20 protein-coding genes are annotated in these 21876 nt (G+C 72.7%); 7 read left to right on the top strand and 13 right to left on the bottom strand.

Translation table 11 applies throughout. The annotated features are described in order from the left end of the window. The first annotated feature begins 62 nt into the window (after positions 1-62). The 3 genes from BS80_RS13045 to BS80_RS13035 are packed head-to-tail and all read left to right on the top strand — an operon-like array spanning position 63 to position 2243. On the top strand, positions 63-518 hold the full coding sequence (locus BS80_RS13045) for a MarR family winged helix-turn-helix transcriptional regulator (protein ID WP_035797450.1): 456 nt from the start codon (positions 63-65) through the stop codon (positions 516-518). Next, positions 518-1393 (top strand): ATP-binding cassette domain-containing protein, encoded by an 876-nt coding sequence (locus tag BS80_RS13040; protein WP_035796631.1) that lies wholly within the window; start codon positions 518-520, stop codon positions 1391-1393. Before BS80_RS13045 ends, BS80_RS13040 begins: the two co-directional genes overlap by 1 nt. Then, on the top strand, positions 1353-2243 hold the full coding sequence (locus BS80_RS13035; protein WP_035796629.1) for an ABC transporter permease: 891 nt from the start codon (positions 1353-1355) through the stop codon (positions 2241-2243). Before BS80_RS13040 ends, BS80_RS13035 begins: the two co-directional genes overlap by 41 nt. 85 nt (positions 2244-2328) lie before the next feature. Here BS80_RS13035 and BS80_RS13030 read toward each other — a convergent pair whose 3' ends face one another. The 11 genes from BS80_RS13030 to BS80_RS12980 form a co-directional block, all read right to left on the bottom strand. Beyond that, entirely contained in the window at positions 2329-2892 is a 564-nt protein-coding gene (locus BS80_RS13030; RefSeq protein WP_051966523.1) for a hypothetical protein, read from the bottom strand. After that, positions 2889-4220: a DUF58 domain-containing protein gene (locus BS80_RS13025; RefSeq protein WP_035796627.1), complete on the bottom strand. Its 1332-nt coding sequence runs from the start codon at positions 4218-4220 to the stop codon at positions 2889-2891. Before BS80_RS13025 ends, BS80_RS13030 begins: the two co-directional genes overlap by 4 nt. Continuing rightward, the gene (locus BS80_RS13020; RefSeq protein WP_035796625.1) at positions 4217-5212 is read right to left on the bottom strand and encodes an AAA family ATPase; all 996 of its coding nucleotides are present in this window, start codon (positions 5210-5212) and stop codon (positions 4217-4219) included. Before BS80_RS13020 ends, BS80_RS13025 begins: the two co-directional genes overlap by 4 nt. Positions 5213-5265: 53 nt before the next feature. Then, entirely contained in the window at positions 5266-5772 is a 507-nt protein-coding gene (locus tag BS80_RS13015) for a hypothetical protein (RefSeq protein WP_035796623.1), read from the bottom strand. Next, positions 5769-6788 (bottom strand): DUF4129 domain-containing protein, encoded by a 1020-nt coding sequence (locus BS80_RS13010; RefSeq protein WP_051966522.1) that lies wholly within the window; start codon positions 6786-6788, stop codon positions 5769-5771. Before BS80_RS13010 ends, BS80_RS13015 begins: the two co-directional genes overlap by 4 nt. Positions 6789-6981: 193 nt before the next feature. After that, positions 6982-9555 carry an ABC transporter permease gene (locus BS80_RS13005; protein WP_035796621.1) on the bottom strand — a complete coding sequence of 858 codons (2574 nt, stop codon included), beginning with the start codon at positions 9553-9555 and terminating at the stop codon, positions 6982-6984. A gap of 49 nt (positions 9556-9604) precedes the next feature. Further along, on the bottom strand, positions 9605-10369 hold the full coding sequence (locus BS80_RS13000; RefSeq protein ID WP_035796619.1) for an ABC transporter ATP-binding protein: 765 nt from the start codon (positions 10367-10369) through the stop codon (positions 9605-9607). Between the two features lie 174 nt (positions 10370-10543). Further along, the gene (locus BS80_RS43535; protein WP_063771978.1) at positions 10544-12709 is read right to left on the bottom strand and encodes a restriction endonuclease; all 2166 of its coding nucleotides are present in this window, start codon (positions 12707-12709) and stop codon (positions 10544-10546) included. 94 nt (positions 12710-12803) lie between these two features. Further along, positions 12804-13541, bottom strand: a complete 738-nt coding sequence (locus BS80_RS12990) for a succinate dehydrogenase/fumarate reductase iron-sulfur subunit (RefSeq protein ID WP_035796617.1) — start codon at positions 13539-13541, stop codon at positions 12804-12806. After that, entirely contained in the window at positions 13538-15484 is a 1947-nt protein-coding gene (locus BS80_RS12985) for a fumarate reductase/succinate dehydrogenase flavoprotein subunit (RefSeq protein WP_035796615.1), read from the bottom strand. Before BS80_RS12985 ends, BS80_RS12990 begins: the two co-directional genes overlap by 4 nt. Next, the gene (locus tag BS80_RS12980) at positions 15481-16185 is read right to left on the bottom strand and encodes a succinate dehydrogenase cytochrome b subunit (protein ID WP_051966520.1); all 705 of its coding nucleotides are present in this window, start codon (positions 16183-16185) and stop codon (positions 15481-15483) included. Before BS80_RS12980 ends, BS80_RS12985 begins: the two co-directional genes overlap by 4 nt. 84 nt (positions 16186-16269) lie before the next feature. Between BS80_RS12980 and BS80_RS12975 the strand changes: the two genes are divergently transcribed. Next, entirely contained in the window at positions 16270-17208 is a 939-nt protein-coding gene (locus tag BS80_RS12975) for a LysR family transcriptional regulator (RefSeq protein ID WP_035797442.1), read from the top strand. Here BS80_RS12975 and BS80_RS12970 read toward each other — a convergent pair. Then, positions 17158-18714 carry a sensor histidine kinase gene (locus BS80_RS12970; protein ID WP_083974575.1) on the bottom strand — a complete coding sequence of 519 codons (1557 nt, stop codon included), beginning with the start codon at positions 18712-18714 and terminating at the stop codon, positions 17158-17160. The genes BS80_RS12975 and BS80_RS12970 overlap by 51 nt on opposite strands. Before the next feature lie 192 nt (positions 18715-18906). Here BS80_RS12970 and BS80_RS12965 point away from each other — a divergent pair, with 192 nt between their 5' ends. Continuing rightward, the gene (locus BS80_RS12965; protein ID WP_232246446.1) at positions 18907-19356 is read left to right on the top strand and encodes an HIT family protein; all 450 of its coding nucleotides are present in this window, start codon (positions 18907-18909) and stop codon (positions 19354-19356) included. 125 nt (positions 19357-19481) lie between these two features. Here BS80_RS12965 and BS80_RS12960 read toward each other — a convergent pair whose 3' ends face one another. Next, positions 19482-19970, bottom strand: coding sequence for a glutathione peroxidase (locus BS80_RS12960; RefSeq protein WP_035796603.1), 489 nt, complete (start codon positions 19968-19970; stop codon positions 19482-19484). A 201-nt stretch (positions 19971-20171) separates the two neighbouring features. On the opposite strand from BS80_RS12960, the gene BS80_RS12955 reads away from it, so the two are divergent. Both BS80_RS12955 and BS80_RS12950 read left to right on the top strand, forming a co-directional pair. After that, on the top strand, positions 20172-20924 hold the full coding sequence (locus BS80_RS12955; RefSeq protein WP_035796609.1) for a DUF6879 family protein: 753 nt from the start codon (positions 20172-20174) through the stop codon (positions 20922-20924). Further along, complete coding sequence (locus tag BS80_RS12950) at positions 20921-21763, top strand: helix-turn-helix domain-containing protein (RefSeq protein WP_035796607.1); 843 nt, start codon at positions 20921-20923, stop codon at positions 21761-21763. The genes BS80_RS12955 and BS80_RS12950 overlap by 4 nt, the downstream gene beginning before the upstream one ends. Positions 21764-21876 lie beyond the last annotated feature (113 nt).

The following is a 21876-nucleotide window of genomic DNA, read 5'->3' as shown; positions in this document are numbered from 1 at the left end:
GGCCGCCCGTCCCGGGAGGGGGTCTGGACAGATACCTCTTATTGAGAGGTAAAATGACGAGCATGACGGACGTGGAGTTCACCAGCGACCTGGCCGGCCTGCTGGCCGGGATCCAGCGGCTGGTGCGCCGGAGGCTGCGGCGCGGGTTGACGGTGCCGCGCCTGCGCGGCGCCGAGGTCGAGCTGTTGCGGCTGGTCGAGGCGAGCCCGGGGATCCGGGTCTCGGCTGCGGCCAAGGAGCTCGGCCTGGCCGGAAATTCGGTCTCCACGCTGGTCAACCAGCTGGTGAAGACCGGCCTGCTGCGCCGCGAGACCGATCCGCAGGACCGCCGTGCGGCGCTGCTGCTGCCCACGCCGGAGGCGGCCGAACGGCTGGCGGCCTGGGCGGCCAAGCGCGACGCGCTGATCGGCGAAGAGGTCGCGCAGCTGTCACCGGACGACCGCGCGGCCCTGGCCGCCGCGCTGCCGGCCCTGCGGCGACTGGCCGCCGGGCTGCGCGATCGGGAGGAGGAAGGGTGATGACGCAGAGCGAGAGCACCACCACCACGACAGCGGACCCGGGCGATCCGTCCGAGGCCGTGGTCTGTACGGGTCTGGAGTACTCCTTCGGCCAGACCAAGGCCGTCGACGGCCTCGACCTGACGGTGCGTACCGGCGAGGTCTTCGGTCTGCTTGGCCCCAACGGCGCGGGCAAGACCACCGCGATCCGCTCGATCACCACCCTGCTGCCGGTCCCGTCCGGCATGGTCCGGGTGTTCGGCCACGACCCGGCCAAGCGGCAGATGCAGGTCCGCCGGATGCTCGGCTACGTCCCCCAGCAGCTCTCCGCCGACGGCGGGCTGACCGGTCGGGAGAACGTCTCGCTGTTCGCCCGGGTCTTCGACGTCCCGCGCCGCGAGCGAGCCGCCCGGGTGGCCCAGGCGATCGCCGCGGTCGACCTGACCGACGCCGCGGACCGGCTGGCCAAGACCTACTCCGGCGGCATGGTCCGCCGCCTCGAACTGGCCCAGGCCCTGGTCAGCGCGCCGCGCCTGCTCGTCCTGGACGAGCCGACGATCGGCCTGGACCCGATCGCCCGCACCAGCGTGTGGGAGTGCATCGACGAGGTGCGGGCCGCCACCGGCATGACCGTCCTGGTCACCACGCACTACATGGACGAGGCGGATCAGTACTGCGACCGCGTCGCCCTGATGCACCGCGGCAGGATCCGCGCGCTCGGCACCCCCGAGCAGCTGCGGACCGAGGTGGGGGAGCAGCTCGAACTCGCCGAGCCGCCGACCCTGGACGACGTGTTCCGGCACTTCGCCGGCAGCGGCCTCGCCAACGCGACCGAGAACGAAGGGGAGTTCAAGGATGTCAGTCGTACCCGTCGCACCGCCTCCCGAGTCGGCTGACCCGGCCGCGACCCCGGCCGCGGCCCCGGCGGCCGCGCCGCGCCGCGACCTCGGTCTGCTGCTCGTCCCGCCGCAGGCCCGGTCGGGTTGGCGGGTGGTCCTCGCCCGGATCACGGCGATGTGCGTGGTGGAGCTGCAGAAGCTGCGCCACGACCGCACCGAGCTCTACACCCGCGCCGTCCAGCCGGCCCTGTGGCTGCTGATCTTCGGTGAGACCTTCACCCGGATCAAGGCGATACCGACCAACGGGATCCCGTACCTGGACTACCTGGCGCCGGGGATCATCGCCCAGTCCGCGATGTTCATCGCGATCTTCTACGGCATCATGATCATCTGGGAGCGCGACTCGGGCGTGCTGACCAAACTGCTGGTCACCCCGACGCCGAGGGCCGCCCTGGTGACCGGCAAGGCCTTCGCCGCAGGGGTCAAGGCGGTGATCCAGGCCCTGGTGGTAGTGGTCATCGCCGCCCTGCTCGGGGTCGCGCTGACCTGGAACCCGCTGAAGCTGCTGGGCGTGGCCGTCGTGGTCCTGCTCGGCTCGGCCTTCTTCTCCTGCCTCTCGATGTCGATCGCCGGCATCGTGCTCACCCGCGACCGGCTGATGGGCATCGGGCAGGCCATCACCATGCCGCTCTTCTTCGGCTCCAACGCCCTCTACCCGGTCAGCCTGATGCCGGGCTGGCTCCAGGCGGTCAGCAAGGCGAACCCGCTGAGCTACGAGGTGGACGCACTGCGCGGGCTGCTGATCGGCACCCACGCCCATCTCGTCAGCGACTTCGGGGTGCTGGCGCTGGCCGCCGCACTGGGCGTAGCCTGTGCCTCCGCCCTGCTCGGACGGCTCGCGAGGTAGCGCCCGGGCGGCGGTCGGGGGAGTCGACGCACAAACTGCTGATGGTCCGTCAGTTCCGGTGTAGCAGCGCGGAACTGCCGGACCATCAGCTTTTCTTCACGCCATCCGAGGGGGAGAGCCAGAGCGCGGAGGCCACCGTGATCCCGGCCAGCGCCACCCCGAGCGCGGCCGGCAGCCGGGCCCAGCCGCTCGCGCCGGTCGGCGTGAAGGCGGCGAGCAGCACCAGCGCGGCCGCCGCGTACGCGGCCAGTGCGGGCATCGGGCCGGTCGGCCGGCGGCCGTAGGTCGCGGCGTCGACGAACACCAGGTAGCCGAGCAGCAGTACGGTGATCACGGCCGCCAGCCAGGCCGGCGGAGCGCTGATCGCCGCGAGCAGCACGGTGGCGGTGGCCAGCGCGGTGTTGCGGTGCCGGGCGAACTGGCGGGTCCACCGGGCGGAGCCGCGCACCGGGCGCCCGGTCACCGGCGGTCCGGCCCACCAGCCGAACAGGGCGGCGGCCAGCGGCAGCACCGCGTCCCCGGCCGTCCGCAGGCCGTGCGCCTCGGACAGACAGGCCGAGACGGCCAGCACCACGCCCAGGCACCGCGCGGGCAGCGCCCGCAGGGCGTCCGGCCCCTCGGCCCGGGTGGCCTTCTGTGATCCGCTCATCGTGATCTCCCCTGGATCCGGCTGCGCAGCAGCGGGGCGACGGTCAGGTCGAGCGACTCCCCGGGCGTCTGGGTGACCACCGGGATGCCGCGGTTCTCCAGGGCGAAGCGCATCGCCCGGCGGTCCGCCCGCCACAGCCGCAGCGCGGTCTGCCCGACCTGGTCCTGCGCCTCGATCTCCGGGTCGCCGGTCGGGATCTCCACCACCACCAGCGGGTTGCCGCGGTCGGCCAGGTCGCGCAGCACGTCCAGGACGCGCTGGTCGGCCAGCGGCGTGAACGCGTACACCAGCGCGCCCGAGGGCAGCGCCGCCGGCGGCAGCCGGTGCAGGTCGGGGTTGCGGTAGCCGAGGTCCTTGCGGACTTCCAGCACGCTCTCCACGATCCGGTAGAAGTGCCGGTCCCCGGTGCCGGGGCTCAGCCAGTGGATCGCGCCGCCGATCGAGACCACGCCCACCCGGTCGTGCTTGCGCAGGTAGGCGCGGGTCAGTCCGGTGGCCGCGCGCAGCGTCTCGTCCAGGCTGGAGCGCCCGCTCGCCGGGTCGCGCAGGTCGGTCAGCGCGTCCAGCAGGATGACCGCGTCGGCGGTGCGCTCGGCGGCGAACTGGTTGATCTGGATCGAGCCGCGCCGGGTGGTCGAGGGCCAGTGGATGCGTCGCTGACGCTCACCCCAGACGTGCGGGCGCACCCCGACGACCTCCACGCCCTCGCCGCTCTGCCGGGTGGTGTGCTCGCCGAGCCGCTCGGGCAGCCGCACCGGGATCGGGGTGAGCCGGGACGGGGTGGGGATCGGGTAGATGTCCACCTCGCCGAGGTCGGCCCGCACGGTGCGCCGGGCCAGACCGCCGGTGTCGTAGAGGTCCAGGTCCACCGTGCCGAGTGTCCAGCGCCCCCAACGGCGGGCGGTCAGGCGGAGGTTGAGCGTGGAGCCGGTGACCCACAGCTCGGTCAGCTCGACCCCCGGGCCGAGCGTGATGGCCGGGTCGATCAGTCCGGCCTCACCGTCGTGGTCGAGGTCCAGCCGAGCCGTGATGCTCTCGCCTTCGAAGCAGCGGCGCGGCTCGGCCGTCACCGTGGTCTCCAGCCGGGTGGGCCGGCGCCGGGTGGGCGCGGCCAGCGCCAGCAGCACCACCGGGCCGGCCGCCAGCGCCAGCAGCCAGGGCCGGCCGGTGACCAGCGCGGCCGTGGCGGCGGCGACGGCCACGGTGGCCAGCCGCAGGGCCCGCTCGCCGGTCCGCCAGCCCGGCGGGCGCGGCGGCGGCGGCTCGCTGGGCGCCCCACTGCCGGAGTCGGTGAGCGCCCGCTCCAGCACGCGCCGATCGGTGGTCACGACTCGACTGCCGACCGGGGCAGTGTCTGCGGGGTGGGCACCGACGCCACCAACTTGGCCAGCACGTCGTCCGCTTCGACCTGGCGGACCCACAACTCGGGCTTGAGGGTGACCCGGTGGGCCAGCGCCGGCACGGCGACGGACTTGACGTCCTCCGGGGTGAGGTAGTCCCGGCCGTCCAGCACCGCACGGGCGCGCGCGAGTTGGACCAGCGCCAGGCCGCCGCGCGGCGAGGCGCCGACCTGGATCTGCGGGTCCACCCGGGTCGCGCTGATCAGCGCGACGATGTAGTCGACCAGGTCGTCGTCCACCTCCACCTGCTCCAGCGCGGCGCGCATCGCCAGCACCTCGGCCGGGTTGCTCAGCGCCTGCACCCGCGCCTCCGGAGCGGCCCGGTCGAGCCGGGCGCGCAGCATCGAGCCCTCCAGCTCGGGCGTGAGGTAGCCCATCCGCACCCGCAGCAGGAACCGGTCGAGCTGCGCCTCGGGCAGGCTGTACGTCCCCTCGTACTCGATCGGGTTGGCGGTGGCGATCACCACGAACGGGTCGGGCAGCCGCCGGGTCGTCCCGTCGACGGTCACCTGCGCCTCGGCCATCGCCTCCAGCAGCGCCGCCTGGGTCTTGGGCGGCGTCCGGTTGATCTCGTCGGCCAGCAGCAGGTGGGTGAAGAGCGGGCCCGGGCGGAACACCATCTCGCCGCTCTGCTGGTCGTAGAACGGCGCGCCCGAGACGTCCGAGGGCAGCAGGTCGGGGGTGAACTGGATGCGCCGGAAGTCCAGGCCCAGCGTGGTGGCGAAGGAGCGCGCCAGCAGCGTCTTGCCGAGGCCGGGAAGGTCCTCGATCAGGATGTGGCCGCCGGCCAGCACGCCGAGCATGACCAGTTCCAGTGCCTCGGGCTTGCCGACCACGGCCCGCCCGATCTCGTCCAGCACCTGGCGGGCCCGTTGGCCGGCCTGCTGCGGTGTCAGCGAGACGTCGTGAGAGAGCTTCATCGCATACCTTCGTGGATAGCCCCGGCTTCTGTCGGGGAGCGGACCGAGAGGGACTACAGCGCTTCGAGGCGGTCGACCAGGGCCCGCAGCACCGGCTCCGGCACGGTCGCGCCGGGCGGGGGCTGCTCGGGGTCGAGCCAGGGCCAGAGCTCCGGGCCCACCAGTTCGGCGGCCCGGGCCGGCTCGTCGAAGAGCGAGACGGCGTGCACTTCGGAGAGCCGGGAGGCGTACAGGCGTTGCAGCCGTGGGCGCAGGACGTGCGTGAAGCCGCCGTCGTCCAGGCCGTTGCGCACCGTCCAGTGCCAGTCCTGGATGCTGGGCTCGTGGGTGCCCATCATCCGCAGGCCCTTGCGGTAGCCGCTGTCCTCGGAGTCGGCGCCGGCCACGAAGCGGGCGGTCAGCAGTGCGGCCCCGGTCAGCAGCGCCGCGCCCAGGGCCGCGCCGGTCAGGCCGCCGGCCAGGGTGAGGGCGAGTTCGGCGCCGACGGCCGTGGCACCGAGCACGGTCAACGAGTCGCGGACCGAACCAGGGGGGACCTCCGGCCCCTGCGCTGCGTTCATCGGGACCTCCGCTCGGTGGCCGCGGACCGCTCTGCCTGCTCGGACTGCGCGGCCCGTTCGGACTCCGCGGCCCGTTCGGCGAGTTGGGCCGCGACGGCCTCCAGCGCGGCGCCGGCGCGGCGCAGTTCCGCGGGGCCCATCGGGTGGCTGGAGTAGCGGGCCTCGCGGAACAGGGTGGTCAGTTCGACCGCCTCGGCGGCCCGCAGGGTGCCGTTGGAGACCACCCGGTCCAGCAGGTCGGTCGGGCTGTCGGAGGCCTGGCGGGCAGCGCCGGAGCCGGCCAGCGAGTCCTCCATCGCCGCGTAGCAGGCGATCACGGCCGCCCGGGCGTCGTCGCCGTGCAGCGCCCGGCGGGCGGAGTCGACGGCCTCGGCGAGCACCTCCTCGTCGGCGGCGCCCTGCGCCAGGGCCGGCGGCTGCGCCGGGTCGCCCCACAGGGCGTGCCGGCGGCGCCACAGCGAGACCAGCCCGATCGCCAGGCCCACCACCACCAGCAGCACGATCACCGCCTCGACCACACCGGTGAGCACAGGCAGCAGATGACCGGGCCCGGCGTCGCCGGTTGGCGTGTGGCTCCTCGCGTTGACGCGCTGGCGCTGCTGGAGGTGCTGCAGGTTCCCGCCCTGGTCCGGGGCGACATTGCCGGGATTGGTGAAGATCACCATCAGGGCCGGCACCCCGACGGCCAGCGCCGGCAGCAGGACGAGCGTCGCCTCCTTGAGCCGCTCGGCCCGGGGCGACAGCCCCTGCACGCCGCGCACCGAGCTGCGGTAGCGCCCGGCCAGTGCCCCGACGGCCGCCAGCCAGCCGAGGGCGATCAGCATCTTCACCGAGAAGTTGCCGCTCAGCGGCCCCCTGGCGGCCGTCCACGAGCTGCCGTCGGTGCGCAGCAGCAGCGCGGCCAGCAGTAGCGCGGCGACCGCCACACCGGCTGCCGCGAAGCGTCCGGCGCCGGGGCGCGGCGGTGCCTGGGCGGGCGGAGTGGCGCGGTCCGCCGCCTCCTGTGCAGCTGTCATGCGGGTCTTTCCCCCCGTGCGTCCTGCACGGCACGTGTACGGTGCAGAACCGCAGCTTTACACAGCGCCCGGCTCTTGTCAGCATCCGGGTGGTCGGGTCCCCGGCGCCCGCCTAAGAGTGCCCGAACAGGCGGATGGCGGGCCGGGCACCGAGCCCGACCCGCCATCCGTCCTACCGCCGTCCGACCAGGGGTCAGGCGGCCTTGATGCTGTCCAGGATGTCCAGCCGGGCCGCCCGGCGGGCCGGCCAGAGCGCGGCCAGCAGGCCGATCAGCGCGGCGCCGAACAGGAACCCGAGCACCTGCAGCGGCGGCACCACCAACGTCAGCCCGGGCAGGCTGCTGCGCATCAGGCCGCCCGCCGCCCAGGCGATCAGGATCCCCAGGCCGATCCCCAGCACCCCGCCCAGCAGCGAGATGAGCAGCGACTCCAGCCGGACGGTCTGCCGCACCCCGCGCCGGTCCAGGCCGATCGCCCGCAGCATGCCGATCTCCCGGCGCCGCTCGAAGACCGACATCGCCATGGTGTTGACCACGCCGAGCACGGCGACCACCACGGACATCCCGAGCAGCCCGTACATGATGTTGAGCACGGCGGTGATCATCTGGCGCGACTCGTCCCTGATGTCCTGCTGGTCCTTGACGGTGATCAGCGGGTTGCCGCCGGTGGCGTCGGTCAGCGCCTGCCTGAGCTGCCCGGTGGGGCCGTTGGCGGCCTTGACCAGCACCTTGTCCAGCCCGGCGGTGGCGCCCGCGGGGCTGCCGGCCGGCTTGCTGTGCGGGGCGATCAGCGCGTCGGGGGCGATCAGTCCGGTCGTCCCGCCGTCCTTCGCGAGCACGCCGCCGACGGTCAGCCGTCCTGCGCTGCCGTCCGGGTAGGTCACCGCCAGGGTGTCGCCGAGCTTCATGCCCTCCCGGGCGGCGTAGTCCTGGCTGACCAGCAGCTGACCCTGCTTCAGCGCGTCGACCGAGCCCTCCCGTGCGGTCAGCGTGACGAGCGATCCGATGCTGTCGGCGTTCACGCCGGTCAGCCAGCGTGTGTCGTCGCCGACCTTGACCGAGACGGTGCGCTCCACGCTGCTGGCTGTGACGCCGGGGGTCTTGGCTATCTGGGTGGCGACCTCGGGGGCGAGCGGCGAGAAGTTGGCCATCGCGACCGTGTAGTCGGCCGACACGTCGGTCGCCGAGGCCTTGTCGACCGCCTGGTTGACCGAGGCACCGATGACGGTCAGCCCGGTGATCAGGGTGACGCCGATGGTGAGCGCGGAGGCGGTGGCCGCGGTGCGGCGCGGGTTGCGCAGCGCGTTCTCCCGGGCCAGCTTGCCGGGGGTGCCGTAGAGGCGGCGCAGCAGCGGGGTGAACAGGCCGATCAGCGGGCGGGAGAGCAGCGGGGTGAGGACGAAGATCCCGAGCAGGACGACGGCGGCGCCCGCCGCGAGCAGTCCGCTCGACTTGCTCGCCGACCCGGCCGCCAGCGCGCCGAGGCCGAGCAGGGCGAGGACGCCGCCGACGGAGTTGCGCAGCAGCAGGCTCTTCTGGGTGGCGGGCTGGTCGCCGCTGCTCATCGCGGCCACCGGGGAGATCCGCGAGGCGCGCCGGGCGGGCAGCCACGCGGCCGCGACGGTCACCAGCACGCCGGTGGCGACGGCGGTCAGCACGGTGGCCGGGGCGATCACCAGCGGGCCGTCCGGCAGGCCGGTGTCCATGACGGAGGTCATCAGCCACTGCAGCCCGGCGGCGATGCCGGTGCCGGCCAACAGGCCCGCCGCCGAGGCGATCCCACCGATCAGCACGGCCTCGGCCAGCACGGACCGGGTGATCTGCTTGCGGGAGGCGCCCACCGCGCGCAGCAGGGCCAGCTCCTTGGTGCGCTGGGCGACCAGCATGGTGAAGGTGTTGGCGATGATGAAGATGCCGACGAAGAGCGAGATGCCGGCGAAGGCCAGCAGCACCTGGCTCATGCCCTTGGTCGCCTCGGCGATCATCCTGTCCTGCTCGTCGGCGAGTTGCCTGCCGGTCTCGGCGCCGAAGTCGCCGCCGGGCAGCGTGGCCTTGACCTGGGTCAGCAGCGCGTTGTCGTCGGTGCCGGGCCGGCTCTTGACGTCGACCTGGCTGAAGCGGCCGGGGGAGAGGTAGAGCGACTGCGCGGTGGCGGTGTCGAAGGCGGCCAGCGAGCCGCCGGCCGAGACCCGCGGGTCGTTGGTGTGCACGATGCCGGTCAGCTTGAGCTGCATCACGGGCCCGTTGACGGCCACCCGTACGGTGTCGCCGACCTTGAAGCCGCCCTTGCCGGCGGTCCTGCTGTCGAGCACGACCTCGCCCGGGCCGCTCGGGCCGCGGCCCTCCACCAGCGGGTAGCGGGCGTCCTTGCCGTCGGGGCCCGGCACGTAGTTGGTGCCGGTGGTGGAGAAGCCGTCGCCGATCAACTTGCCGTGCTGGTCGGCGATTCCGGCGAAGCCGCTGACCACGCCGCGGGCGTCGGCGGTGCCGGGGAGCGCGGCGATCCTGCGGCGGACGTCCTCGGTGAGCGCGGCGCCGTCGCTGCTGGTGCTGCCGCTGCCGTAGATGCTGCGCGCGGAGTCGGGGTCGCTGACGGTGACGGCGATGTCGGTGTAGCTCTTGGCGTTCTGGGACTTCAGGGCGCTGCCGAGGGTGTCGGTGAAGACGAGGGTGCCGGCCACGAAGGCGGTGCCGAGCAGCACGGCGAGGATCGTCATGAGCAGCCGGGCCTTGTGGGCCAGGACGTTGCGCAGGGCGGTGCGGTACATGGGTCTCAGTTCTGGAGTCGCTGGACGGACCGGTGGAGGGGATGGTGCGTCAGCTGGTGCGGCCCTTGGCGTCGAAGCGGCGCATCCGGTCGAGCACGCTGTCGGCGGTCGGCATCGTCAGCTCGTCCACCAGCCGGCCGTCGGCCAGGAAGATCACCCGGTCCGCGTAGGAGGCGGCGACCGGGTCGTGGGTGACCATCACCACGGTCTGGCCCAGCTCGCGCACCGAGTTGCGCAGGAAGGAGAGGATCTCGCCGCCGGAGCGGGAGTCCAGGTTCCCGGTCGGCTCGTCGGCGAAGACGATGTCCGGCTTGCCGGCCAATGCCCGGGCGCAGGCGACTCGTTGCTGCTGGCCGCCGGAGAGCTGGGACGGCCGGTGCGTCAGGCGCCCGGAGAGGCCGACGGTGTCCACCACCCGGTCCAGCCAGGCTTGGTCGACCTTGCGGCCGGCGATGTCCATCGGGAGCGTGATGTTCTCCAGCGCGTTCAGCGTCGGCAGCAGGTTGAACGCCTGGAAGACGAAGCCGATGTGATCGCGCCGCAGCCTGGTCAGCGCCTTGTCGGCCAGGCCCACCAGCTCGGTGCCGCCGATCCGGGTGGAGCCGGCGGTGGCGGTGTCCAGGCCGGCCATGCAGTGCATCAGGGTCGACTTGCCCGAACCGGACGGTCCCATGATCGCGGTGAACTCGCCGCGCCGGAACTCCACGCTCACCTGGTCCAGCGCCACCACCCGGGTCTCGCCCTCTCCGTAGACCTTGCTCAGGCCGGTGGCTCCGGCGGCGGCGGCGTGGACGGCGGTCGCTGTGATGCTCATGCGGGGTCTCCCTGGGTGGCGGTGCGCTGCTCCTTTACAGTCTCTTTGCCGCGATCGGGTGATCCGTCGCCCCGATGAACGGTTACGGGTACGTCGGGCGGAGGGTCGGCGGGGGCGTCCCTCCTCCGCAGGTATGACCCGCACCCCTGAGGCGGGGCCGTGCTCGCTGCCTGCTCAGCCGACCGCCACACCCCAGCGCCGGGCCAGCCCCAGCAGACCGCCGGGTACCGGAGTGCCGGCCTGCTCGAACCGCCAGCCCTGCGGCCCGCGGTGGAAGGAGCCGAGCAGCATCGCGCTCTCCGCGACCCCGCCGGTGCCGCCGGTCCAGCCGACCGGTTCGCCGCCGCGGGCCGTCAGCGTCAGCCCGTGCACATAGCCCAGCGGCAGCGCGGGCGCCGACTCCTCGTCGGTCGCGACGGCCACCGCCACCTCGTCCACCTCCGGGGGCAGCCGGTCCAGCGCGATCGACAGCCGGGTGGCGCGCCCGGCCGCCGACGGGACGCCGGTGCGCAGGTGGACGGCCCCGGACGGGTCGGCGAGGTTGTTGAAGAAGACGAAGTGCTCGTCGCTGAGCACCCGTCCGCCCGCGCAGAGGAACGCGCAGACGTCCAGCTCCACCGGGTCGCCCGCAGCCGTCCGGTCCTGCCAGCCGACCTCCAGCCGGACGCTCGACAGCGCCGCCGCCGGGCGCCCCCGGCTCCCCGGGCTCTCCCGGTTCTCCCCGCTCTCCCGCGCTTCCGCGCCGCCCAGCCGTCCGCGCAGGCCCTGTTCGGCCAGCAGGGCGACCAGCTCGGGTCCGGTGATCAGCGCGAGCGGCTTGCCCGCGATATAGCTGTACGAGCCGGGCCCGAACCCGGCCGTGGTCACCAGGATCCCCTGGCGGGCGCCGTGGTGGCGCACGGTGCTGTCCAGGTCCCGGACGGCGGTCGGCGACACGGTGTGGCGGTAGCGCTTGGCCTGGATGACGATCTTCCCGCCGGTCACCGGGTCCGGGTCCTCGGCCAGCACGTCGACGCCCTCGTCGCCGCTGCGCGCGGTGGTCATCACCCGGAACCCGCGCAGCCGGAACAGCTCGGCGATCAGCTCCTCGAACTCGATCGGGTCCATCGTGAACAGGTCCGGGTCCCCGGCCTGCCCCTGGCCCGCCACGCTCGCGCCGACCGTCTCCGGCAGCCGCTCCGGGCGGACCTCCTCCAGCCGCTCCGGGCGGGCCGACAGCCGCCCGCGCAGGCCCTCCAGGCACTCCACGGGCGCCACCCGGTCCAGCGCCACCGCCGCGAACTCGGCCCGCCCGGCGTGCACCGCCAGCAGCACCCGGCTGGTCTCCCGCCCGGTGGCCGGGTCGACGCCGTGCACGAAGCCGGTCAGCGCGACCGACTCCAGCAGGCCGGCCCGGGCACTGTCGCCGCTGCGGGCGTCCCGGTCGGCGCGGAAGAGTTCGTGCAGCACCCGCAGCGCGCTCTGCGCCAGCACCTCGCGGTACAGCCGCCGCCGCTCGGTCGCCGAGCGGGCGACCTCGTTCTCCCGGTCGTCCGTCTTCACGTACCGGACCCGGGCGGTGGCCGGCACGACGTCGAACGGCGGCAGCTCCCAACCGACCGCCAGCTGACGGGTGTTCGGGTCCCAGGCGGCGGACAGCCGGCGCGGGAAGTTCTCCGGCCACCCGGCGGAGCCGTAGAGCACGGCCGTGAAGTACTCCTGGACGGCTTCGGGGTCGCCCTGGCGCAGCCGCCGCAGCTGCTCGCCGACCTGCGCGATCCGCTCGGCGTCCTGCCGGCGCTGCTCGGACTCCCATGCCAGGAACGCCTGGTGATACTCCGTCAGCCGCCGTCGGCGGTCCGCCTCGGCCGTCTGCGCCTGCTGCCAGTCGTACTCGAAACGGGACCGCTCCTGAGCCTGCTGCTCCTCGTAGCGGCGGCGCTGCAACAGCCCGCCGGGCGGCGGTGCCTGGTAGCGCGACGGGTCGGGCATCGCCACCGGGACTCCCAGCGGGCCAGGGTCGAAGGCGGGAAGCCGCACCGGCGCGAGCAGCGCGTCCACCGGAAACCCGGGCTGCGCCAGGCCCGTCACCAGCACCCCCTGCAACTGCGCCACCTGGGCTTCCAGTTCGGACGTCCGCCGGGCCGCCTCGGCCTCCCGGCCCTGCTGGTACGCCTTCACCGCCTCGCGCTCCCCGCGCACCGCCGCCCGCTCGGCCTCTCGCGCCGCCTCCCGCTCCTGCCGCTCCGCCTGGCGCTGCGCGGCGGCTTCGGCGCGCCGCTGCGCTTCCCACCGCCGCTGCTCCTGCCGCTGCTCCTCGGCCCAGGCCGCCAGTACCCCGTTGTTCCGCCGCCCTGCCACGTCCACCCCTTCACCGCACCGCCGTCCTGCGCGAACAGGAACAGTATCCGGGATGATCAAGAGTGACCGGCTACGACCTGTCGCCGTACAGAACCTAGCGCCCCGCGCCGCGCAGGAACTCGCGGTTGAGCATCGAGATGCCGGAGAGCGGGATGCCCTTGGGGCAGGCGGTGGCGCACTCGCCGGTGTTGGTACAGCCACCGAAGCCCTCGTCGTCCATGGTGGCGACCATCGAACGGACCCGGGAGGAGCGTTCGGGGGCGCCCTGGGGGAGGACGTTGAGGTGGACCACCTTGGCGGCGGTGAAGAGCATCGCGGAGCCGTTCGGGCAGGCGGCCACGCAGGCGCCGCAGCCGATGCACTCGGCGTGCTCGAAGGCGAGGTCGGCGGCCTCCTTGGGGACGGGGGTGGCGTGGGCCTCGGGGGCACTGCCGGTGGGGGCGGTGATGTAGCCGCCGGAGCCGATGATCCGGTCGAAGGCGGAACGGTCCACCACCAGGTCCTTCACCACCGGGAAGGCCGCCGCCCGCCACGGCTCGACGTCGATGGTGTCGCCGTCCCTGAAGTGCCGCATGTGCAGCTGGCAGGTGGTGGTGCGCTCGGGTCCGTGCGCCTGACCGTTGATCACCATGCCGCAGGCGCCGCAGATGCCCTCGCGGCAGTCGTGGTCGAAGGCGATGGGCTGGTCGCCCGCGAGGATCAGCTCCTCGTTGAGGGTGTCCAGCATCTCCAGGAAGGACATCTCCGGGCTGATGCCGCTGACCTGGTAGCGGGTCAGCGCGCCGGGCGCGTCCGGTCCGGCCTGACGCCAGATCCGCAGGGTGAGGTTCACGCGTAGCTCCGCTGGGTCGGCTGGACATGGTCGAAGACGAGCTGTTCGCGGTGCAGGACGGGTGGGCTGCCCGGGCCCGCGAACTCCCAGGCGGCGGCGTAGCTGAACTCCTCGTCCCGGCGGGCGGCCTCGCCGTCCGCCGTCCGGCTCTCGGTGCGGAAGTGGCCGCCGCAGGACTCGGTGCGGTGCAGTGCGTCCAGGCACATCAGCTCGGCGAGTTCGAGGTGGTCGACCAGTCGGTTGGCCTTCTCCAGCGACTGGTTGAGCTCCTCGCCGGTGCCGGGCACCTTGATCCGCCGCCAGAACTCCTCGCGCAGCTGCGGGATCCGCGCCAGCGCCTTGCGCAGCCCGGCGTCGGAGCGGGCCATTCCGCAGTGGTCCCACAGCAGTTCGCCCAGTTCGCGGTGGAAGGAGTCGGGGGTGCGGTCGCCGTTCACGGCCAGCAGTGCTGCCAGACGCTCCGTCACCTCCCTTTCCACTTGCGCGATTTCGGGATGATCGGCGGCGACCGGTGCGGACGGGAGGCGGGCCAGGTAGTCGTTCAGGGTGGCCGGCAGGACGAAGTACCCGTCGGCCAGCCCCTGCATCAGCGCGCTGGCGCCGAGCCGGTTGGCGCCGTGGTCCGAGAAGTTGGCCTCGCCGATCGCGAACAGGCCCGGCAGTGTGGTCTGCAGGTCGTAGTCGACCCACAGGCCGCCCATCGTGTAGTGGATCGCCGGGTAGATCCGCATCGGCACCCGGTAGGGGTCCTCGGCGGTGATCCGCTGGTACATCTCGAAGAGGTTGCCGTACTTCGCCTCCACCGCCGCGCGGCCCAACCGCTGGATGGCATCGGCGAAGTCGAGGTAGACGCCCTGTCCGCCCGGACCCACCCCGCGACCCTCGTCGCAGACGGTCTTGGCGGCGCGCGAGGCGATGTCGCGCGGCACCAGGTTGCCGAAGGCGGGATAGGTCCGTTCCAGGTAGTAGTCGCGCTCCGCCTCGGGGATGTCGGCGGGTGCGCGGGTGTCGCCGGGGGCGCTCGGCACCCAGATCCGGCCGTCGTTGCGCAGTGACTCGCTCATCAGGGTCAGCTTCGACTGGTGGTCGCCGGAGCGCGGGATGCAGGTCGGATGGATCTGCGTGAAGCAGGGGTTGGCGAAGTGGGCGCCGCGCCGGTGGGCGCGCCAGATCGCCGTGGTGTTGGAGTTCTTGGCGTTGGTGGAGAGGTAGAAGACGTTGCCGTAGCCACCGGTGGCGAGGACCACGGCGTCCGCGAGGTGGGTGCTGATCCGCCCGGTGACCAGGTCGCGGGCGACGATCCCGCGGGCGCGTCCGTCGATCACCACCAGGTCCAGCATCTCGGTGCGGGCGTGCATCTCCACGCCGCCGGCGGCGATCTGGCGCGACAGTGCCTGGTAGGCGCCGAGCAGCAGTTGCTGTCCGGTCTGGCCGCGGGCGTAGAAGGTGCGGGAGACCTGCACGCCGCCGAACGAGCGGGTGTCCAGCAGCCCGCCGTACTCGCGGGCGAACGGCACGCCCTGCGCGACGCACTGGTCGATGATCTCCACCGAGATCTGTGCCAGCCGGTGCACATTGGACTCCCGGGAGCGGAAGTCGCCGCCCTTGACGGTGTCGTAGAAGAGCCGGCGCACCGAGTCGCCGTCGTTGCGGTAGTTCTTGGCCGCGTTGATGCCGCCCTGGGCGGCGATCGAGTGGGCCCGGCGCGGTGAGTCCTGGAAGCAGAACTGCACCACGTGGTAGCCCTGTTCGGCGAGGGTGGCGCCGGCCGCGCCGCCCGCGAGACCGGTGCCGACCACGATCACGGTGCGGCCGCGGCGGTTCGCCGGGTTGACCAACCTGGCCTCGAACCGCCGCTGGTCCCACCGCTGTTCGATCGGCCCGCCGGGCGCGCTGGTGTCGGCGAGGTCCGCGCCGACGGTGTAGTCGAGATAGCTGTTCAACGGACGACTCCGATCATCACGCCCACCGGCACGGACAGGAACCCGACGGTCAGCACCAGCGCGAGGGCGTTCGCGCAGACCTTCAACGTCCGGTCGCGGCGCGGGTTGTTGGCGCCGAGGGTCTGCGCGGCGCTCCAGAAGCCGTGCCGCACGTGCAGTCCGAGCGCGAGCATCGCCACGCAGTAGATGCCGCCGCCGTACCAGGTGGAGAAGGAGGCCACGATGTTCTGGTAGGGGTGGCCCGGCTCGGCGTGCGGGTTCACGGTGAGCGTGGTGAGGTCCAGGATGTGCCAGACGATGAAGAGCGCCAGGATCACCCCGCCCCAGCGCATCGTCCGGGTCGCGTAGGTCGCCCGTTGCCGCTGGTGGGCGTACTTCTGCGGGCGGGCCCGCAGGTCGCGCCGGCTGAGCTGGTAGGCGGCCACGCCGTGCACGACCACCGCGGCCGTCAGCGCGCACCGGGCGATCCAGAGGAACCATCCGTAGCGCAGGAACGGCTCGCCCACCGTCCGCAGCCAGGCCGCGTAGCCGTTCAGGTCGCCCGGGCCGAAGAAGACCTTGAGGTTGCCGAGCATGTGGAAGACCAGGTACAGCAGCATGACCACGCCGCTGACCGCCATCGCCGCCTTCTTGCCGACGGTCGACCGCCAGAGGGTCGTCAGGGTGGACGGACGACGTCCCGTCCCAGTCGCGAGTGCCATGCCGACCACGCTAGGCAGCGCCCCCGGGGTGCGTCCAAGACATGACAGAGCTCGCGACGATAGGCCTGTCCTATGCTGGAGGCTGTGCAGCTCCAACAGCTCCGCTACTTCACGGCCGTCGCCGAGACCCGCCACTTCACCCGCGCGGCGGACCGGGAGCATGTCGCCCAGCCCTCGCTCTCCCAGCAGATCCGTTCACTGGAACGGGAGTTGGGGGCAGAGCTGTTCCACCGCGAGCGCGGGAACATCGCGCTGACCGACGCCGGGCAGGCCCTGCTGCCGCTGGCCCGGCGGATCCTGGCGGACGCCGAGAGCGCCCGGTCGGCCGTCCAGGAGACCGTCCAGCTGCGGCGCGGCCGGGTCAGGCTCGGCGCCCCGCCGAGCCTGTGCACCAGCCTGGTCCCGGACGTGCTGCGCGCCTACCGCGCCCGCTACCCGGGCGTCGAGCTGCTGGTGCGTGAGGACGGCTCGCGCGACCTGGTGCGCACCCTGGCGGCCGGCGAACTGGACCTCGCGCTGATCATCGCCTCGCGGGCGGCGCAGGAACCGGGCCTTGCGGTCACCGACCTGCTGCACGAGGACCTGGTGCTGGTCTCCGCCACCGCGCCGGACCGCCGCCGGGCCCGGATCGAGGACCTGCGCGACCAGCCCCTGGTGATGTTCCGCGAGGGCTACGACCTGCGCGAGGCCACCCTCGCGGCCTGCCGCGCGGCCGGTTTCGAGCCCGACTTCGCGGTCCAGGGCGGCGAGATGGACGCGGTGCTCGGCTTCGTCCGGGCGGGCCTGGGCCCGGCCGTCCTGCCGGGCATGGTCGCGGCCCGCTCCGGCCTGGCCGTCACGCCGTTCGCCGACCCGGGCCTGGGCCGCACGATCGCCCTCGCGCACGGACGCGAGCTGCCGCCGACCCGCGCGGCGGCGGCCCTGCAGGCCGTCCTGCTCGGCCACCTCACCGAGGCCGCCCGGTCCGGCGCGCTACCCCCCGGCACCCGGCTGCTGCTGCCCGTCGACGACAGCGGGGGGTGACAGCGGTGGCGGGGTCGGCGGAGCCGGGGTGCCCGGCAGGCTCAGCGTCGCCGTGCTGCCCGGCCCCGGCTCGGCGGCGGCCAGCGACACCCGGCCGCCCGCGTCGCGGACCGTCTGCGCCACGATCGCCAGCCCGAGCCCCGACCCCGGCAGCTGCCGCGCCGCCGGGGAGCGCCAGAACCGCTCGAACACGTGCGGCAGCTCCTCGGCGGGGATGCCCGGGCCGTGGTCGCGCACAGTGAGCGTCCCGGAGCTCAGCCGGACCTCGACACGGCTGCCCGGCGGGCTGAACTTCACCGCGTTGTCCAGCAGGTTGATCACCGCCCGCTCCATCGCGTGCACGTCCACCCGGGCGAACCAGGGCGCCAGCTCCACGGTGAACTCCAGCCCCGGCCCGCGCAGTCGGGCGCGGTCCAGCGCGCGCGAGACAATGTCGTGCAGCGCCGTCACCTGCGGGGCCCCGGCCCCCTCGGCCCGGGCCGGGCGGGAGAGCTCCAGCAGGTCACCGATCAGCGTGGACAGCTCCACCATCTGCGCCTTCATGGTCCGCAGCAGCTTGCCGCGGATCTGCTCGGGCAGCGGGCGGCCGGTCTCCTCGCTGCGCACCAGCAGATCCACGCTGGTGCGCAGCGAGGTCAGCGGCGTCCGCAACTCGTGCCCGGCGTCGGCGATCAGCTGCGACTGCCGCTCCCGGGAGCTGGCGAGCGCGGTGCTCATGGCGTTGAACGAGCGGCCCAGCCGCGCGATCGCGTCCGTCCCGACGACGGCGACCGTGGTCCCGGGCTTCTGGGTCCGGGCGATCTCCTCGACCGCCTCGGTGAGCCGGGCCACCGGGCGCAGCGCGCCGTGCGCGACCCAGCCGGCGCCCACGCTGGAACCGGCGATGACCAGCACGGCCAGCCCCGCCAGCAGCAGCGCGAGCCGCTCCAGCGCGTCCTGCACCGGGTCGAGCGGCTGCGAGACCAGTAGCGCCATCGGCCGCTGCGCACCGCGTCCCGAGTGCACCGGAACGCTCACCACGTACACCCGCACGCTGGTGCCGGCCCTGGTCCGGCCCGACCGGAACGCGCTCCGCACCCCCGGGCCCGAGGTGTGGCCGGCCGCGATCCGGATGTCGCCGGGCGTCACCAGGACCGCCCTGCTGTCGTCCGGCGGGCAGGCCCGGCCGGTGGCGAAGACGACGGTGGGGACGGCGAGGCCGGTGTCGTACGGGGTCGCGTCGGTGCACAGGGCGGCGAGATGGCGCAGCGTGTCGTCGCTGATCGGCCCGACCGACTGCTTCAGCGTCTGGTCGACCTGACTGATCATCTGGTCGCGGGCGAAGAACCAGCTGGCCGTCGCGCAGAGCAGCACCGCGAGCGACACCGCGACCGCCGTCAACACGGCCAGCCGCCGGCGCAGCGACATCCCGGCGTACCGGCCGCCGCCGCCCCGCGCCGGCTCGTCGCCCGGTCCGGCCGCGCCCTCGTCCGCGCCGTGACCGTCCGTGCCGGCCCCCTCGATCATCCGTATCCCCCCAGGTCAGGCAGCTGCCGTAGTGGCCGCGCCGGTCGACTGTGTGCCAACGTCCACGTCGCCGATGAGAGATGCCTGAGAGTCAGCTGAAGGCCGGGAGATAATCCGCCGGAGCGCGCTACCCTGCCCCTCCGGCCAGAGCGGCTGCTGCGCCCGCGGCGCCCGATGGGTTTCAATGGCCGGGTGAGCTGTGTCTTCTGCGCGATCGTGGCCGGCACCGAACCGTCGCACCGGGTGCTGGACGACGAGGTGGCGGTGGCCTTCCTGGACCGCCGGCCGCTCTTCCCCGGGCACGTCCTGGTCGTGCCGCGCCGGCACCTGGAGACCGTCACCGACCTGCCGCCCGCCGACGTCGGGCCGTTCTTCTCGCGGGTGCAGCGCGTCACGGCCGCGGTCGAGCACGGCATGGACGCGGCCGGCAGCTTCGTCGCGGCCAACAACCGGGTCAGCCAGTCGGTGCCGCACCTGCACGTGCACGTGGTTCCGCGCAACCGCCGGGACGGCCTGCGCGGCTTCTTCTGGCCGCGCACCTTCTACCCGGACGAGGCGCGGGCCGCCGAGGTCGCCTCGCTGGTCCGCTCGGCCCTGGACCGGCCCGACCCGGGGACCGGCCTGTCCGGCGCCTTTCCGTAGGCTCGCGCAGGTCGTCGCGGACGGCGCGGTTCAGTGCCGTAGGAGTTCGCAGAAGCGGTCCGGGGCGCGGTCGGTGCGGCGCCGGTGGGCGGGGGCGACCCGCCCACCGGGCCGTCGGGGGGGTGTCAGGCGGGCAGGATGGCCTCGATGGCGGCGATGACCTCCGGGGCCTCCGGCTCGGTGCGTGGACGGATCCGCCCGGCCACCGTGCCGTCGGGGGTGATCAGGAACTTCTCGAAGTTCCAGGTCACGTCGCCGGCCTCGCCGCTCTCGTCGGCGGCCTTGACCAGCTCGGTGTAGAGCGGGTGGCGGCCCTCGCCGTTCACCTCCAGCTTCTCGAACATCGGGAAGGTGACGCCGTAGCTGGTGGAGCAGAACGTCTGGATCTCCTCGGCGCTGCCCGGCTCCTGCCCGCCGAACTGGTTGCACGGGAAGCCCAGCACGGTCAGCCCGCGCTCGGCGTAGCGCTCCTGCAGGCGCTCCAGGCCCGCGTACTGCGGCGTCAGGCCGCACTTCGAGGCGACGTTGACGAGCAGTAGCGCGCGGCCCTTGTAGTCGCCCAGTGAGGCCTTCTCGCCGGCCAGGGTGTGCAGCGGGATGTCGTACAGGCTCATGATGCGCTTCCATTCCAAGGGTCCGGCTTCCGCCCGCCACGGTAACTCGCCCCGCACCCCGTCACCGCACCCGCCGCCGTGCCCCGGGCGCGTCGGGAACAGGGCTTCGGCTGTCTCAGGAGAATATTCGAGAATCGGCCGTCGCTTTGGGGCGACTCCAGGGCATCCTGATTCAGCCTGTCCGACGCGAGGGGAGCAGCTGTGACCCGACGACTGCGGTATATCGGAAGCAACTCAGGGAACAACGGATGCCCAACGCTCTACGAAGATGTAGAGACCGGGGAAGTGCTGGTGCAGGGCGAGGCGGTGACCGACCCTGACGAAGTGGCCCGGCTCCGCGACATCAAGCCCGGCGAAGGGTTCGTGATCGTGCCGCGCGTGCTGCTCGCCGACTTCTCGCCGCGCGACGTGGACCGGGAGCCGGTCCTGATCAGCTTCGACGAGTTCGACGGCATGTTTGAGAGCTTCCAGCACACGGCCTTCCGGCTGGAGACCCGTCACCGGTACCGCTCCGACGAGCGGACGGAGACCTACCGCCGGTTCGCCGCTGGGCAGGCAGCCGGATGGGACTTGGAAGACCCCTGGTGCCGTTCGCGCCGCGAACAAGTGGCCATGGGCAAGCGGTTCGAGCGGGTGAGGATCATGGACAACCCGCCCACCCTGGGGCAGCGGTATCTGCTCGACAACGCCGAGCGCAACAGTACTGTCGGCGAGGATATTCGGTACCTCTGGCGCGCTGAAGCCGACCGTCTGAGCGTTCCGAACGAGGACGCCTGGCTGTTCGACTCGCGCGTGATCGCGCTACTGCACTTTGACCCTGACGACGAACTGACCGGTGTGGAACTGATCACCGACCCGGTGCAGGTGGCTCGTGCCTGCCAGGTACGGGACGCTGCTTGGCACTTCGCCACGCCGCACCAGGCGTTCAGCGCTGAGGTACCGTCCCGCATGTGAGCACCGACTTCCAACAGGCCCGAATCGCCCTCGGTCTGCGGCTTCGTGAGCTGCGCACCGAGGGCGGTCTCACGGGTCGGCAACTGGCCGGCCATCTGGGCTGGACGCAGTCCAAGGTCAGCAAACTGGAGACTGGTAGGCAGACGGCTACCCATGACGACCTTGAGGCATGGGCGGAGGGCGTTGGGCAGCCTCATACAGCGCCTGAATTGGCTGCCAGGCTAAGGGTGTTCGAGTCGCACTCTCGTTCATGGCGACGGCAGCTTGCCGCTGGGCACAGACCAGTGCAGGACACGCTGACAGCCGAGTACGAGCGTTCTACCGTCATGCGTGCCTGGGAAGGCTCCATGATCGTCGGCATGCTCCAAACAGCCGACTACGCCCGGCATGTGTTCAGCGCGTACGTCGATCTCCACCAGTCGCCGCGCGATGTCGAGGATGCCGTGCGGGCCCGTGTCCGGCGGCAGGAAAGCCTGTATCAGCCGGGCAAGCGGTACCACATCATCATGTGGGAAGCCGCGCTGCGCGCTCTGGTCTGCCCACCGCCGGTGATGGCTGCGCAGCTTGACCGGCTCAGCGGCGTGATCGGGCTGGATACCGTGTCGCTGGGCATCGTTCCGTTCGACGGTTTGCTCAAGTTGCCTCCTGCCAACGGGTTTTGGATCTATGACGAACGGCTTGTCATCGTTGAGGATTGGCACGCCGAGCTGTGGCTGGACCAGGCGGACAACGTGGCGCTGTACCTGCGCGCTTGGGAGACGCTAGCCAGCGCAGCCGTCTACGGCCCAGATGCCCACCGGGTCATCACGCGGTGCCGCAGGGCCCTCGGAGCTATCTGAGAATCCCCACGAACCTCAGCTGCCGGCTCTGGAATATTCGAGAATCACGCACTCGTCGGCGATTCTCGTGCGCTTGACTCCAGACGACACCCGGATGAGCGCTCCAGCGCCCG

The sequence above is a fragment of the Kitasatospora mediocidica KCTC 9733 genome, assembly GCF_000744225.1.
Taxonomy (GTDB): domain Bacteria; phylum Actinomycetota; class Actinomycetes; order Streptomycetales; family Streptomycetaceae; genus Kitasatospora; species Kitasatospora mediocidica.
This window is presented reverse-complemented; position numbering and strand designations above follow the sequence as displayed.

Coding starts and splice junctions, on each gene's coding strand:
- BS80_RS13045 (WP_035797450.1), top strand. CDS start 63: ATGACGGACGTGGAGTTCACCAGCGACCTGGCCGGCCTGCTGGCCGGG.
- BS80_RS13040 (WP_035796631.1), top strand. CDS start 518: ATGACGCAGAGCGAGAGCACCACCACCACGACAGCGGACCCGGGCGAT.
- BS80_RS13035 (WP_035796629.1), top strand. CDS start 1,353: ATGTCAGTCGTACCCGTCGCACCGCCTCCCGAGTCGGCTGACCCGGCC.
- BS80_RS13030 (WP_051966523.1), bottom strand. CDS start 2,892: ATGAGCGGATCACAGAAGGCCACCCGGGCCGAGGGGCCGGACGCCCTG.
- BS80_RS13020 (WP_035796625.1), bottom strand. CDS start 5,212: ATGAAGCTCTCTCACGACGTCTCGCTGACACCGCAGCAGGCCGGCCAA.
- BS80_RS13015 (WP_035796623.1), bottom strand. CDS start 5,772: ATGAACGCAGCGCAGGGGCCGGAGGTCCCCCCTGGTTCGGTCCGCGAC.
- BS80_RS13010 (WP_051966522.1), bottom strand. CDS start 6,788: ATGACAGCTGCACAGGAGGCGGCGGACCGCGCCACTCCGCCCGCCCAG.
- BS80_RS13005 (WP_035796621.1), bottom strand. CDS start 9,555: ATGTACCGCACCGCCCTGCGCAACGTCCTGGCCCACAAGGCCCGGCTG.
- BS80_RS13000 (WP_035796619.1), bottom strand. CDS start 10,369: ATGAGCATCACAGCGACCGCCGTCCACGCCGCCGCCGCCGGAGCCACC.
- BS80_RS12980 (WP_051966520.1), bottom strand. CDS start 16,185: ATGGCACTCGCGACTGGGACGGGACGTCGTCCGTCCACCCTGACGACC.
- BS80_RS12970 (WP_083974575.1), bottom strand. CDS start 18,714: ATGATCGAGGGGGCCGGCACGGACGGTCACGGCGCGGACGAGGGCGCG.
- BS80_RS12960 (WP_035796603.1), bottom strand. CDS start 19,970: ATGAGCCTGTACGACATCCCGCTGCACACCCTGGCCGGCGAGAAGGCC.